The 14,918-nt window shown below is 62.8% G+C and carries 9 protein-coding genes and 1 tRNA gene; 5 read left to right on the forward strand and 5 right to left on the reverse strand.

Annotated features, from left to right (window positions below; genetic code table 11):
- Positions 1-14: 14 nt before the first annotated feature.
- The 3 genes from VXM69_RS19245 to VXM69_RS19255 all read right to left on the reverse strand — a co-directional run bounded on the left by VXM69_RS19245 (position 15) and on the right by VXM69_RS19255 (position 8,603).
- Positions 15-4,736, reverse strand: coding sequence for an RHS repeat-associated core domain-containing protein (locus VXM69_RS19245; protein ID WP_367190041.1), 4,722 nt, complete (start codon positions 4,734-4,736; stop codon positions 15-17).
- A gap of 50 nt (positions 4,737-4,786) precedes the next feature.
- Positions 4,787-7,942 carry a type VI secretion system tip protein TssI/VgrG gene (gene tssI / locus VXM69_RS19250; protein WP_367190042.1) on the reverse strand — a complete coding sequence of 1,052 codons (3,156 nt, stop codon included), beginning with the start codon at positions 7,940-7,942 and terminating at the stop codon, positions 4,787-4,789.
- 403 nt (positions 7,943-8,345) lie between these two features.
- A complete protein-coding gene (locus VXM69_RS19255) occupies positions 8,346-8,603 on the reverse strand; it encodes an Imm74 family immunity protein (RefSeq protein ID WP_049034549.1) in 258 nt (85 codons plus the stop codon).
- A gap of 596 nt (positions 8,604-9,199) precedes the next feature.
- Here VXM69_RS19255 and VXM69_RS19260 point away from each other — a divergent pair.
- Together VXM69_RS19260 and VXM69_RS19265 are read left to right on the forward strand one after the other, a co-directional pair.
- Positions 9,200-9,276, forward strand: a tRNA-Val gene (locus tag VXM69_RS19260).
- A gap of 306 nt (positions 9,277-9,582) precedes the next feature.
- Positions 9,583-10,089, forward strand: coding sequence for a DUF2628 domain-containing protein (locus VXM69_RS19265; protein ID WP_034188228.1), 507 nt, complete (start codon positions 9,583-9,585; stop codon positions 10,087-10,089).
- A gap of 95 nt (positions 10,090-10,184) precedes the next feature.
- Here VXM69_RS19265 and VXM69_RS19270 read toward each other — a convergent pair whose 3' ends face one another.
- On the reverse strand, positions 10,185-11,066 hold the full coding sequence (locus VXM69_RS19270) for a sigma-70 family RNA polymerase sigma factor (protein ID WP_069705831.1): 882 nt from the start codon (positions 11,064-11,066) through the stop codon (positions 10,185-10,187).
- Positions 11,066-11,542 (reverse strand): carboxymuconolactone decarboxylase family protein, encoded by a 477-nt coding sequence (locus VXM69_RS19275; RefSeq protein ID WP_034188227.1) that lies wholly within the window; start codon positions 11,540-11,542, stop codon positions 11,066-11,068. The genes VXM69_RS19270 and VXM69_RS19275 overlap by 1 nt, the downstream gene beginning before the upstream one ends.
- 522 nt (positions 11,543-12,064) lie before the next feature.
- On the opposite strand from VXM69_RS19275, the gene egtB reads away from it, so the two are divergent.
- The 3 genes from egtB to VXM69_RS19290 all read left to right on the forward strand — a co-directional run bounded on the left by egtB (position 12,065) and on the right by VXM69_RS19290 (position 14,883).
- Positions 12,065-13,288, forward strand: a complete 1,224-nt coding sequence (gene egtB / locus VXM69_RS19280) for an ergothioneine biosynthesis protein EgtB (protein ID WP_034188226.1) — start codon at positions 12,065-12,067, stop codon at positions 13,286-13,288.
- The gene (gene egtD, locus VXM69_RS19285) at positions 13,272-14,285 is read left to right on the forward strand and encodes an L-histidine N(alpha)-methyltransferase (RefSeq protein ID WP_059559519.1); all 1,014 of its coding nucleotides are present in this window, start codon (positions 13,272-13,274) and stop codon (positions 14,283-14,285) included. Before egtB ends, egtD begins: the two co-directional genes overlap by 17 nt.
- Before the next feature lie 292 nt (positions 14,286-14,577).
- Complete coding sequence (locus VXM69_RS19290) at positions 14,578-14,883, forward strand: hypothetical protein (protein ID WP_059559518.1); 306 nt, start codon at positions 14,578-14,580, stop codon at positions 14,881-14,883.
- Positions 14,884-14,918 lie beyond the last annotated feature (35 nt).

The following is a 14,918-nucleotide window of genomic DNA, read 5'->3' on the forward strand; positions in this document are numbered from 1 at the left end:
GTCGCCCGGATATCTCATTCCTTCTTTACCTTTGCCTTGAAACCCAGCTTTCCGAGATATCTCATCTGACCCAAGGGCCCCTTCGGAACATCCGCTCCCCCGGCTCGAAGCACATTCGCGACATGGTCGACACAACTGTTCGTGCGCTCGTCATACTCGCCAAGCGTCTTTCCGATCTGAGACTGCTGATAGGCCATGGCTGCCTTTGCGTCAGGCAACGGAACCTCGGCGGTATGCAGAATCGGGTCACCGGTCATATAGCGCTCACGCCTCTCGTTCACGATCTTGGTGGTTCCGGCCGCATTGTCCGTCACCTGATGCGTGTGAACCGACATATAGCCGCTCTCAACCTCTACGGTGTAATGCCCGGTCGCCGAATCGGTGTCGTAGTGCCGGATAATCGCCTTGCCGCCGCAGTTGCAACAAGGATCTTCGCTCAGCCCCAGCGGATCGACCCACCCGGTCGGCGCCAACACATAGCGATATTGATTGACGCCCCCCAACAAGCCAATGGGATCGGCACTGACATAGCGTGCCGTCGCGGCGTCGTAGTAGCGGTGACGGTTATAGGCGAGCCCGGTCTCGTCATCCAGTTGCTGCCCCTGAAAACGAATCGCGTTCCGCACCGCGTGCCCGGATGCGCGCGAGACGCGTGAAACAATTTCCTTCGCTTCACCCCACGCCTTGTAAGTCGCCTCCCACACAACCTCACCGAGTTCGTCGGTCAGCATCAATGGCGTGCCGACTTGATCGCAGTGGTAGTAATACAGGTGAGCGTCCGCCTCCGAGACCGGAATCCGCTGCAATGGATCGTCTTCGGACGCATAACGTGCCGAACCATCACGCGTCGGAGTCGGGATTCCACCGACAGGTACGCTGACGTATTGTGCAAGCGGCACAAAGGAATTCGCTTCGTACACATAGTGCGTACTGCGCTCGCGATCGCTCTCATAAGCGAGCCGGTTGCCGTCCCAACCGAATATCGTCGCGATCCCGTCGACCTCCTTCGCGATTCGTCTGCCCGCGGCATCGTAGAAATACCGCGCATCGGTCTGGCGCGCCGGCGATTCGATTCGTGCACGAACCAATCGATTGAACGCATCCCATTCAAAGCGTTGCACGCTTTCCGGCGTTCGTTTCTCGGTGACATTCCCTTGCGGGTCGTAACTGAAGCGCGAACCGGCATATTCCCTCAGCAGGTTGCCGAGCACTTTCGGCACCGCAGGAGGCAGCGTGCTGACCGATCGAACCGGGCTCGGCGGCGCTGACGTGCGCGCATGTTCCGGGCTGCCGGCATCGACAAGGTTGCCGGCAGGGTCGAAGGCAAAACGCTCGGCACTGCCGTGCCCTGTCGCTTCGATCAACCGCCCGACCGGATCGTATCGATAGTCGAACAACCCTCGCCGGCTGTCCTCAATATGGGTGATCTGGCTCGCGGCGTCGTAGCGATAATGCCGGGCCATCAACGGCGCGGGGGCCTTCTCGCGATGGAGCGTCCAGTTCAGCAAGCGGCCGGCCGGGTCATATTCGGTCCGCTGTTCGAGCTTGCTCGCGTAGGTTCGTTGAACTTCGCGATATAAATCATCGCGTTCAAAATTCACGCGCGCTTCGTTGTCGAGCAACATCCCGTGGACGTGCCCTGATCCATACGTGAGCCAGTCGATCCTGTGTCCATCCGGCCGCACCGTACCGATACGCGTGCCCAATTGGTCGTACGTGTGATGCCAGACGTAACTGCGCTGTTCGCCGAAAAGATCATATGCGTGATGCTCCCGCACCAGGTTTCCCGCGGGATCGAAGAAATGCTGGATGCGACTGCAGGCATTTTGCGCGTCGACGAGTCGACCGAGCGCATCGTAGGCGAACCGCTCTTCGTTACCATCGCACGTCCGTCGTACCAGCCGGCCTCCGCGATCGAATTCGACGTGGGTGATCTTCCCGGCTACATCGATGGCAGATACATAGCCGGTGTCTTCACTGTAGACATAGCGCGTTTCCGTACCGTCGAAGCCGACGGTCTCGAGCAGCCGGCCAACGGGATCGTACATGCACTGATAGGTCGCATGATTCGAGTCGGTCAATCTCACCAGACGCCCGAGCCTGTCGTAGCCGTAACTCAGCGTGTTCCCCAGCGCATCGGTGCGCACCGCGACGCGCCCCGCAACGTCATAGCTGTAGCGCGATGTACGCTCCATCGGGTCCGTGATCGCAAGCAGGCGTCCTTCGGCGTCGTATTGAACACGTCGAGTACCGGCTGCCGTGCGAATTGCTTCGAGCCGCCCATTGCTGCCATATCGATACGCGATTACCCCGCCTGACGCATCCGTCTCTTCGGTCAATCGACCCTGCACGTCATAGGCCCAGGTCGTCGTCTTGCCCGAGCAGTCCGTATGTGAGATCAACCGGCCCGCGTCGTCATACGCCATGACCTTGACGCCACCCTTGGCATCGGTCACCTCTACCGGCAAGCCTTGTGCGTTGTAGCTATATGTCGTCTTGTGTCCGAGCGGATCGGTTTCGACGGTGACGCGCCCCGCGTCGTCATATTCACGCAACCACACGGCACCCTGGGGATCGACGATTCGAACCATATGGTCCTTGTCGTCGTAGTCCATCTCGGTCACGCTTCCGTCTACACGAACATGCCGGACAAGGTTGTCGTGTTCGTTATAGGACATGCGTTCCACGCCACCGTCCGGATAGGTATGCTGTACGAGATTATGATAAGCATCCCGATACATCCATTCCTCTCGACCATCCGGATGGACGATGCGGAACGTGTAGCCATGCAGATCGTAATAATGCTTCGTTACGTTGCCGAGCGCGTCCGTCACGCTGACCATGCGGAAGTCGGGATGCCATGCAAGTCGCGTGTCGAAGCTGCCGTCATCCGCATACTCGCGAACACATTTCGATTTCGGCCCCGTACCGTCCCACTCTAGGTTCATCGCACGGTCGGTTCGATCCGTATAGCGTGTAATGAGGTGGTGACGGTACACGTATTCGCGACGACCTCCATTCCGGTCGATCGCCACGATGAGATCGCCGTCCGTGTCATACATATAACGTGCCAGCGTATCGATACGCTTGCCATCGGCATCATGATGGGTTGCCTCGACGATCCGCCCTTTTTCGTCGTAATGGAAGGCAACGATCGCAGTCGGCGTAATCAACCGCGTCAGTCGATGACGATCGTCGTAGTCGAGCGTGACCTGGTTGCCCGACTGGTCCTTGACGAAGGCGAGACGAAATGCGTCGCCGCGAAATTCATAGGCCTCAAGCAGTTCATGTCCCCGCGTCAACGTGATCCACGTGTCGTCGAGGCGCAACAACGTCACACCCTCGCTCCGGTCAACATGGGCGTCGCCAGGCACAAGCGGTGGATAGTCGATGCTGCGGCCTGTCGCGTCGTGGTACGTAAATCGATCCCGATGCGCATCGATACGCGTGGTGTATGCCGTAATCCAGCGTGCACCAAGCTCTCCGCCCGAATCATTCGCGTCGAAAAACGATCGATAAGTCCGTGTCCAGGTAATGGGAAGAACACCGGGCAACGTGAAATCGTGGTGCTCGAGTCGCTCGTCGCCCAGCGCAAATCCCACCGAACGCTTCGTCGCAACCGGCGGCGAAGGTCGCGGACAGATCAGCTTGCTATCGTTCGGCCCCGGATGTTGGGCCGGTTCCGTATGCCTGACCGTCTCCTTCTGCCCCTCACCTTCATGACGATGAACTTTCGTCGTGCCCTGTTCCTTGATGCCAGTCGAATGCACTTTCTGCTTACGCAACGCATCGCGCTTCTTGTCGATGGCAGTCTGGATAAGGTTGATCAACCAGCCGATCTTGCCGGCGTCTATACCGCCCAGCGCGAGGATTTTCTCCTTGACCACCGGGATCATGGTGCGCAACGCCTTCGCAACGTTCAGCAACGGCTCGCGATACTTGAGATCGAGCACTTTCGCCGCCTGCGTCCCGGTGTTGATGAGCTCCTTTGCTTCGATCTTCACAAAGTCGACGATCAAATGACCGAGCCCCGCAAACGTCTTGCGTGCATCATGCGCCGCGAAGCCAGATGCAACCTGGCCCGCATGCTGCCCAACCGCCCGCACATTGTGCGCGACACTCAATTGCTTCTCGCCCGCCACCTCCTCGAACAGGCGCGCGAAGCCGATCATGAATTTCTCGATGTAATCGGCGCAGGTCTTGAGCAGGTTGTCCAGCTCCTTCTTCACGCCATCGACGAAACTCTGAATACGGCCGGCGAACTGCTCGCTCAGACTATCGATCAGTGCCTGCAGCAGTGCGGTCTGCATGACCTGCAATGTCGCTTCACCGAGTGCCTTGCCGCTTTCGACGACCTTCTGCCGCACCAGCTTCATCACCGGACGCACACCCATCCGGAATTCGGCAGTACCGGGCGGAATCGGGATGATGCCGATCAGGTCCAGACCGAGGTTCAGATAATCGAACACATCGGGATGCTTGCCACTCTGTCCATGCTCGATCATGTCCTTGATATCGAGCACGAGATCGACGGCTGCCATGATATTCGCCACCACCGGCAGCGCGTTGGCAACCATCTCGAGCCGCTCGATGGTGATGAAGTCGTGGCTGATGGCACGCAACCATCGGTCACAAGCCTTGACGCCAGCCTTTACATCGATGGTCTCGATCTGCAGCAACGGCGCGACGTAGACCTCGGTCGGCTTGGGAAGAATGACGCCCGAAGAAGCGGTCATGATTGTTCTTTATTCGAAAGTGGTGGGTCGCGCCTTGCGCGAGCGGATACTCAGAGAACCTTCAGCGCAGGCACAGCACTGCGCGCGGCTTGGGCGAGCGCACCGACCTGCTGGGCTGCGGCGCCGAGTTGGCTGGCCTGCGAAAGGGCCGCACTGGCACCAGACGGCAACGCACTGCCAAGGGCACCTTTGGCGAGGCTCATCGCCTGACCCACACCTCCCTGGGCAACCTGCCCCGCCATGCCGGCCAGTTGGGTCGCCCCCGACACCGCACCCATCGCGCCCGACGGCAACACGTTTGCGAGCGCCCCCTGCGCGAGCCCCATCGCCTGTCCGCTCAACGCCTTCCCGATACCACCTTGCGCGGCCTGCCCCGCGATAGCCGCCAACTTCGTCGCAGCCGGTAGTGCCCCGGGCGGCAGCAGACCGCCGAGTTGAGACATCGCCGTCGCGGTCGGATCCGCTCCCTGCATCGGTTTTGCTGGCCATTGCGCCGTCTTGAATACGCTCGACGGATCGTACTGATTGCGCGGATCCTCGCCGAACTGGACCTGCACAGCGCCGGCCGGCAAGCCGCTCACGATCGTATGTCCCTTCGCATCAAGCGCGCCTTCCCGCAACACGCCGCCGCTGGCGTCCAGCACCGTGAACTTGCCGCCCTTGAAACCCTCGCCGTTGGCGTACTGATGCAGCAACTCCAGCTGCCCCGGCTGATCCGGCCGCGGGCTCGGCAACGGATACCCCATGCTCGCCGGACCCGCGAACGTATGAGACGCACCCTTCACGTCGATCTTTCCGGGCGCATGGACCTCGACATTGCCATCCTTGATCCGGATGTATGCCCCGCCGCTCGTCAGCAGAATCCCCTGATCGGCCGCGATCTCGATGCGATCCGTCGCCGACACGACCTTCACCGCCTTCTGCGCGGTCACCTCGATGTTGTCCGACTGCGCCTGGATCTCCACCTTGCCCTTGCCCGCGAACAGCTTCATCCCCGCGTTCTGCACGAACAGGCTCAGCTTCTGCCCGATGCTCCCGATCAGCGACTTGCCCGCCGCGACATGCACGCTCTGCCCGCTCGCCACGTTCACATGATCGTTCGCGACGACATGCACCGACTGCTGCGTCGACATCCCGATTCCCGACGGGCTGCCGAACAGCATCACCGGTTCCTTGAACGCGTTCGCGTTACCCGTGCCGCCGCCTGCCGTGCGCCCGCCGGATGCGCTGCCCGACTTGCTGTCCTGCGTCGCGTCGGTGAACGCGCGCATCGTGTCGTGCGCTTCCTTCAGGCTTTCCGCCTGATGCTGCTCGCTCACACCCGACATCGCTTCGACGAGGCTTTCACCCGTCACGAGCTGCTGCTGCGCTTCCTTCACGTCGAGCGGCTGGCTGTTCGGCGCCTTCGGGTGCGTCGTCACGTAAAGGCCCTGGCTCGCCCGCACCGCGCCGTACGCATCCGAGCGCAAGTCGAACCCGCTGCCGAGATACGAGCCGCGCGAATTGCCGTTCTGGTCGATGATGTAGCCGAGGTGCAGCAGGCTGTTCGCGCTGCTGCTCATCAACTGCACGCGGTTCTGCCCGGTCGCGTCGTCCATCACGAGCTGGTTGTAGCCGCCGCCCGAATACTCCTTCGACCGGTAGCCGGAGAGGATCCCGTCGCTGTGCCACTGCGGCTGGTTCGCGCCGTTGTACACGCGCCCGACGGCCAGCGGCCGGTCGCAGTCGCCGCCCACGTAATCGATCAGCACTTCCTCGCCGATACGCGGCACGTGCACGCCGCCGTAGCCGCCGCCCGTATCGGATTGCACCACGCGCACCCAGCAAGACGCATTCTCGTTACCCGGGTTCAGGCGGTCCCACACGAACTGCACGCGGATCCGGTTCAGCGAGTCGGTATAGACCTCCTCGCCCTGCGGCCCGACGACGATTGCCGTCTCGAGATGCATCTCCGGCTTCTTGTGCTCGAACGGGCTGCGATACGGCACGCTCACGCGCTGCGCCTCGACCTCGACCAGATAGAAACCGACCGATCCGTCGTCATGTGATACCTGAAGCCCAGGCGTGTTTTCGTAACGTGCTCGCGTCCGGTCGAGCGAGCGTTTCAAGCTGTGCGGGAAATCCGAATCGCTACCGGATACGGGCAGGTTGTTCTCGATCCACCACGCGACCTCGATTGCGGCAAACTCGCGCTGATCGGCGGAATCACGATCATGCTCGGGATGGTCTGCCAGCGTGAAGCGCCGACCGGCATCGATCGCGCGCACGCCGCCCGCGGCATGGAAGCGCTTTGCCTGCGACTCCCATCCCTCCATCTTGACCTTCGCAAGATGATCACCACGGGCCTGGTCCAGATACGTATAAGCGCCGGTGTACTCGTAGACTTCGAGTTGATCCGGCAACTCGCCCTGGCCGGCCATCGTCGGCAACGACGTGCCCTTCGGGTTCGACGGCTGTGCAGGATTCTTGTAATCGAATGTGCGCGTCGTGAGCGTCACACTCTGCAGCGTGCGTGTGCCTGACCATTGCGTGAACGCGTCCGCTTCGCCCGCCGTGCCGCCGCGGTAGAAGCGCACGATTTCCGGCGACAGCGGCGCGAACGCCTGCAGGTTGTCGGTGATCACGAGCGTATGCGACTTGCCGTCGTCGGCTTGCTGCCACGCGCAGTAAAGCCCCTCCTCTTCCATCAACCGATGTACGAAGTTCCAGTCCGTCTCGCTCTGTCGCGTGTACGAACGGTTCGCCAAAGGCTGTGACAAGGCAAAGCGGAACCGCCCGCGCGCTTCCGGATGCATGCCAAGTACGTCGGAAATGATTTCCTCGACGTTCTTGTCGATCCAGATCTTCTCGTCCCGGCGAAACCGGAGCACGTGCATCCAGGCGCGCAACTCGAGCTGATAGGTCGTCAACCCACCGTTCGCGCCAAGCCGGCGCGCGGTGTAGATGTAGCCGCTGACCGGCCGATATGCGCTGTTCCCGAGCCGAATCCAGAGCGTCGCAGGCTGAGCAATCAGCTTCTTGAGTTCAAGGCTGTCATTGCTCGATACGACGTCGAGCGTAAACGAATAGTCCCTGCCGATCTGCGATCGGCCGACTGCGCGCTGTACGGCAAGTGCGTTGCCCCCCAGCGGGGTGTCCAACTTGAGCAAACGATCCTGCTGAAGCAAGCCGCCGCGAAGCGCGGCGCCGATGTCCGGCATGTTCATGATGCAGCCCTTTTTTTATTTCAGCACCCTCGGATGGTGTCTGTGACTCTGTCGGGCGGGATTTTACCGTTTAAGCAGGACGTTATGGTTAATCGTCGGACCAAGAAAAGAAACATGACCAGAACACGCGCCACACGATCCATGATGCGGATCGCACCTGCCGTTGTCGCATCGTTCGGTTCACGCCAGCATGTCGTCGCTGCCCAGGCCGCTGTGCTTCAACGTCTCTCGCAGACAGCACCTGCCAATCAACTCGCCCGCTTCCCACTATTTCCGGAAACCCGCATCGTCATCGAGCCTGAGCGCCACGGCCCGGATCCTCGTACCGAGCCGGTGCGTGAGCATCTCCCGCATTGCTCGGCTTTTTCTTCGATTTCATCGCGCCGGTTTTCACCTTCGTCGATCAGGGTTCGAAGTCGACTGTCATCCGGCGTGACGAGAAATACGCGGTGATCGCTGAAATCACGGCCTGGCGTGTGACGGCATCGATCGTCTTTTCATCATGTCCTGGGTCCACGTGCTTCATCGAGTCGACGTAGACGACGAATGCAGGACTGTTGTCCGCAGTCGGCAGCAGCGCTTCGCCAAATACGCGGACGACGTGCACGCCATCGGATAAATCGATCGCTCCGCGCGAGACCATCAGTACTTTGTACGTCATCACTGTACCTCGTGCGGTTCAGTCATCAACGAACGGCTTCCCCTGGATGCCAGCGATTCTACAAATGTGACGGCTCACGTATCACCCAAGCGCTTCACAGCTTCCCGCTTCGTTCCTCTGCTCGCTGCACGCAGTGCATATCCCGAGCAGATCACAGTCGACGGACTGTGCTTATCCAAAGGTGTTAACAGGGTTCGTATATATACGTAGTGATAGTTAACAAGTCCTGTGGCCCACAGTGGATAACCTCCGTAACGCACTGAATTTTCAACATGAAGCGAAATGCATAACCCTGGGTGAGCGACGTGAACAGCGCCCGGTAGCACAGAACAACTTTTCGTCGATTCGCCGCTTCGCCGACCTATCCTCAATCGTTCCACTGTGAATCCAGAGGCTTGCCGGACGGTTATCCAGAGGGCAATGTGGATAACACCACAGCGCATCGACGCGTTTTGCTGTGACGCGAGCACGTGAAGCCAACGTTCCCGGCATCGCCAGGCACCATCGATCGTCAGCGTCCACACGCGCCGTTTCAAAAAATTTTCACGAAGGGGCTTGTGCTCCTCAAAAACCCTCTCTATAATTCGCGGCTTCTTAGGCTCGTAGCTCAGTTGGTTAGAGCACCACCTTGACATGGTGGGGGTCGTTGGTTCGAATCCAATCGAGCCTACCAACGAACAAAATGAAGGGGTCCGGCAGCACAACTTGCCTACAGGCAACGCGGCTCGCCAAACATACAAACGCCACGCGGCAACATCGCGTGGCGTTTTTCTTTTCCGGTCCGAAACAACGCATGAAGCCCCGATGCGTTGCGCGAATCGCGGCATCACATTCTCTCCGGCGTCCCGACCTGCCATGCAACGGTCGCTGTACGGCGCGTAGAATCGTCTGCGCATCGACGTGGCGGCTTCGCCCATCGCCCGATTTCCACCGCATCAGAACAACCACGCGCGCTCCGCGCGACTGAGAGCACACGACCATGTCCGAGGTCACGACCGCCGGATCGTCCGCAAGCAACGACGAAATCGCCGCTTACGTCGGCAAGAATGCCGCCTGGTTCGAGCGCAAATGGGCGATCGCCGAAGCGCGCAAGAGCCGGCAGTCATGGAACTGGGCCGCGTGCTTCCTCGGCCCGGTCTGGATGGCGTATCGATGCATGTACTGGCAGGCGGCCGCCGTGCTTGCCGCCACGCTCGGCATCACGCTGGTCGAGCTGCTGTACTTTCCGAACTACTTCGAATCGAGCATGCTCGACCCGGTCACGATTGCGATCGCGGTCTCGCTCGGCTGGTGCGGGAACAGCCTCTACAAGCGGCACGTCGAACGCAGGATCGAAAAACTGCGCCCCAGCGCGACATCCCGCGAATCGTTGCTCACGCTGCTCGAAGCGCAAGGTGGCACGAACTGGCTGGCGGCGGCCGGTTTCGCCGTCGCGACGCCGCTGCTCGGCGTACTGATGTTCACCACCGTAGGCGCGATGTACTGATTGCTGTAGCCGGCGATCGGTGAAGCAGAAAGAAGAGGGCGGCCGGCGCCGTCGCCATGCATCCGCATGGCGGACGGCGCCGGCTCGCGTCACCTTCAGTGCAGATGCTTCAATTTGTCAGGATTCCGCACGACATAGATCGCGACGATCTTGCCGTCGTCGATCTCCAGCGCGGTGGTCTGCAGCTCGCCATCCGCTTCCAGCGTGACGAATCCCGGCAGCCCGTTGATGAACCCGGCCCGCACGAGCTTCGACGCATGCGTCGCGAATAGCTCCGCCAGGTACGCGTGCACCTTCATCACGAGTTCGAAGCCGAACACCGGCTTGCCGGCTGCCGTGCGCTTGCCGCCGCCGTCGGAATGCAGGCTCACGTCCTCGGCGAGCATCGCGCCGAGCGCACGCATGTCGCCGCTGCGCGACGCCGCGAAGAACGCCTCGGCCAGCTCGATCCCGCGCTGCTTCTCGACATGAAACCGCGGCCGCGCCTCGCGCACGTGCGTTCGCGCCCGCGCGGCAAGTTGCCGGCACGCGGCCGCGTCGCGCTGGATCGTCGTCGCCACTTCGTCGAACTCGAGACCGAACACGTCGTGCAGCAGGAACGCCGCGCGTTCGAGCGGCGACAGCCGTTCGAGCGCGAGCAGCAGCGGCAGCGTGACGTCGTCCTGTTCGTCTTCCTCGATGACCGGCTCGGGCAGCCACGGGCCGATGTAAGTCTCGCGCTGATGCCGCGCGGACTTCAGCTGGTCGAGGCACATGCGCATCACCATGCGGCGCAGGAACGCCTCGGGCACGCGCACCTCCGTACGGTCGACGTCCATCCAGCGGATGAACGCGTCCTGCACCACGTCCTCGGCATCCGCGACGGAACCGAGCATCCGGTACGCAACGCGGATCAGCGTGCGGCGCAGCGGGTCGAAGCTCGCCGCCGCATCGGCCCGTGCTTCGGCGCTGCCCGTGGCCGGGGCGTGGTCCGTCATCAGGCCACCATTTTCGCGGCGGCGGCCTTTGCATCGGCCGGCTCGATCCACAGCCCGAAGCCGACGGCGAGCCGGTTCCAGCCGTTGATCACGTTGATCATCAGCGTGAGTTTCACCTGTTCCTCCTGGCTGAAATGATCGTTCAGCGCCGCATAGGCCGCTTCATGCGCGGCGTGGCCCTCCGACAGCCGCGTGAGCGCCTCGGTCCAGCCGAGCGCCGCGCGTTCGCGGTCGGTATAGCAGGGTGCTTCGCGCCACGCGGCAAGCAAGTAGATGCGTTGCTCGGTCTCGCCGTGCTCGCGCGCCTCGGCGGTGTGCATGTTAATGCAGTTCGCACACGCGTTGATCTGCGACGCGCGGATCTTGACGAGCTCGATCAGCGTCGGCTCGAGGCTCCCGGCAGCGGCGACCGATACGGCCATCCAGTTCTTCATCAGCGCGGGGGCGGCGGCAAACGGATTGAGTTTCGCAGTCATGGTTCCTTCTCCTTTCGTGTGGGTTCCGGTGACATGACGAGCGAGCCCCCGCGCGTGTGACATCGACTCAGAAAATTTTTCGAATCACGCACGGATGGAGATCGCAAGCGAAGGGCCGAGCGATTCAACACCGTGCCGATGACCGTACACGACGGCGTTCGTCAGACAAACTCGCACGCCACGCGGCTGTCATGGGCCGTCAGTAGCACGCCGCGCAGGCTGGCATCCGGCAAAGCCCGCCCGGGCGGGCATCCCCGCGTCGTCACGCATCCGGCACATGCGCACCCGATGCTTTCATTTGTCTTTCTTTCGCGTTTCATCGGCATCCCGATTCGCAGCATTCACATTTCTGGACCATACTGTTCTGCACGGGCAGATGAAGTGACGCCGCATCCGCGGCCCGGCGCGCGCGCCGGCTGCCCGACGACGCAGCAGGTCGCACGTCAGCCGCGCGCATCATGCGCAAGGCTTTCCTTTTTCCGGCAACGCAACGCAGCGCATCGCGCCGTGGACGGTAAACCGATGAGCCTTCTTGCCTCGCAGCTTCAGCGCCGTTACCAGGACGTGCGCTCCCATAGCGTCGCGCTGACCGCGACGCTGTCCGCCGAAGACCAGGCCGTGCAGTCGATGCCCGACGCGAGTCCGACGAAATGGCATCTCGCGCATACGACTTGGTTCTTCGAAACCGTCGTGCTGATGCGCCGTGTGCCCGGCTACGCGCCGTTCGACGACGCGTTCCAGTTCCTCTTCAATTCCTATTACGAAGCGCTTGGTCCGCGCCATCCGCGGCCGCAGCGCGGGTTGCTCACGCGCCCGTCGCTCGACGAGGTGCACGCGTACCGGCAATACGTCGACGACGCGATGCTGCGCGCGCTGGCCGGCGCCGATGCGGCGCTGCTCGACGCGATCGCGCCCGAGGTCGTGCTCGGCCTGCATCACGAGCAGCAGCACCAGGAACTGATCGTCACCGACATGCTGCATGCGTTCTCGTGCAACCCGCTGAAGCCGGCGTTCCGGCCGCGCAACGGGATGGACGGCGATGCGATGGCGACCGGCGACGCCGGCGCGCTGCGCTGGCTGCATCAGCCGGGCGGGCTCGTCGAGATCGGCCACGACGGCGACGCGTTCTCGTTCGACAACGAACGGCCGCGCCACACGGCGCTCGTGCGGCCGTACGAAATCGCGAACCGGCTCGTGACGAATGCGGAGTTCGCGGCGTTCGTCGCCGATGGCGGTTACACACGCCCCGAGTTCTGGCTGTCCGACGGCTGGGCCACGGTGCAGCGGGAAGGGTGGCAAGGGCCCGCGTACTGGATGCCCGACGACGACGATGCGGCCGCCACGCGCGTGCGGCGCACGTTCGGCCTGCACGGCGTCGAGCCGCTCGCGCCGGACGCGCCGGTGTGCCACGTGAGCTTCTACGAAGCGGCCGCGTATGCGGAATGGGCCGGCGCGCGGCTGCCGACCGAATTCGAATGGGAAACCGCGTTTGCCGCCGAAGGTATCCGGCAGATGCTCGGGCACGTATGGCAGTGGACGCGCTCGTCCTACGAGCCGTATCCGGGCTTTCGGCCGCTCGCGGGTGTCGCGGCCGAATACAACGGCAAGTTCATGGTCGGCCAGCAGGTCCTGCGCGGCAGCAGCATCGCGACGCCGCCCGGGCACGAACGGCCGACGTACCGCAATTTCTTTCCGCCGGCGGCACGCTGGCAATTCACGGGAGTGCGACTTGCGCGAGACGTCTGAGCAGACGGCCACGAGCGGTGGCCAGCAACCCGCCCGCGATGCGCGGCCGAGCGCGTTCGAGCGCGACCTGATCGACGGACTGTCGCGCACGCCGCGCAGCATTTCGCCGAAATACTTCTACGATGCGGCCGGCTCCGCGCTGTTCGACCGCATCTGCGAACTGCCGGAGTATTACCCAACGCGTACCGAGCTCGGCATCCTGCGCGATCGCGCGGCCGAGATCGTGCGGCGCGTCGGCCCGCATGCGGAACTCGTCGAATTCGGCGCCGGCTCGCTCGAGAAGATCCGCGTGCTGCTCGACGCATTCGCGGGCAACTATGCGAACGCGCCGGCACGCTATGTGCCGGTCGACATCTCGGCGGACTACCTGCACGGCGCGGCCGCGCGACTGCGGTCGGCCTATCCGTGGCTCGACGTCGCGCCGCTCGCGGCCGACTATACGAAGGCCGAGCAACTGGCCGCGCTGACCGCGACACCGGCGCGGCGCATCGGTTTCTTTCCCGGCTCGACGATCGGCAATTTCTCGCGGGAAGAAGCCGACGCGTTCCTGCGCGATGCCGCGCGGCTGCTGCGCGGTGGCGGCCTGCTGGTCGGCGTCGATCTCGTGAAGGACGAGCGCACGCTGCACGACGCGTACAACGATGCGCAGGGCGTGACCGCGCAGTTCAACCTGAACCTGCTGGTGCGCGCGAACGCGGAGCTCGGCGCGGACTTCGACATCGCTGCGTTCTCGCATTGCGCGTTCTACGACCGCGATCGGCAGCGCATCGAGATGCATCTCGTCAGCGACGTCGCGCAAACCGTGCACGTGCGCGGCCATGCGTTCCGCTTCGAAGCCGGCGAGCGCATCCATACGGAGAACTCGCACAAGTTCACGATCGACGGCTTCCAGGCGATCGCGCGCCGCGCCGGGTTCGAGCCCGATACCGTGTGGACCGACGCGGACAACCTGTTCAGCGTGCACTGGCTGCGCAGCGTCGACGACATCCGCGCTTGACCCGCGCGTTGGCGAACCGCTCGCGCCGCGCGGTGCGGGCGGTTCGCATCCCGCGCACGCCGGCCGGCCCGATCGAATCGCCCGGTTTCGTGCCGAAACGCCCTTTTTACCGGTGCGAGGCACCGTCGCAACGGTGTTTCGAGTGCGGCCTCCCCCTTGTCCCGCAAGGGTTTGCGGCTCTTCGTAAACGTCCGTTACCTGTCTCGCATGCCCGTTTCACCTGTGTCCGTGTCCGGTGCCTAGACTCCGAACCGTATTCACATGACGCACGACACGTGCAGGGAGTCGCGAGATGAGCAAGAAACTTATTCTCGGTGCAGTTCTCGGTGTAGCGGCGCTGGCAGCTTCGGGCGTCGCGTCGGCCCACGTCGACCTGTCGGTCGGCATCGGCGTGCCGGGCGTCTACGCGGCGCCGGCACCGGTCTACGTCGCGCCGCCGCCGCCCGTCGTGTACGCGCCGGTCGGCTACCGCGATGACGGCTGGCGTGGCGATGGCTGGCGCCAGCGCGAATGGCGCGAACACGAGTGGCGCCGCCGTGAATGGCGCGAGCACGAGTGGCGTGACCGCGGCGGCTGGCGCGGCGGCCGCTGGGACTGAGCGGCCCGGTTGATTGCCACGAGAGGAGAGTGACA

The sequence above is a fragment of the Burkholderia sp. Ed8 genome (assembly GCF_040761425.1).
Classification (GTDB): Bacteria; Pseudomonadota; Gammaproteobacteria; order Burkholderiales; family Burkholderiaceae; genus Burkholderia; species Burkholderia seminalis.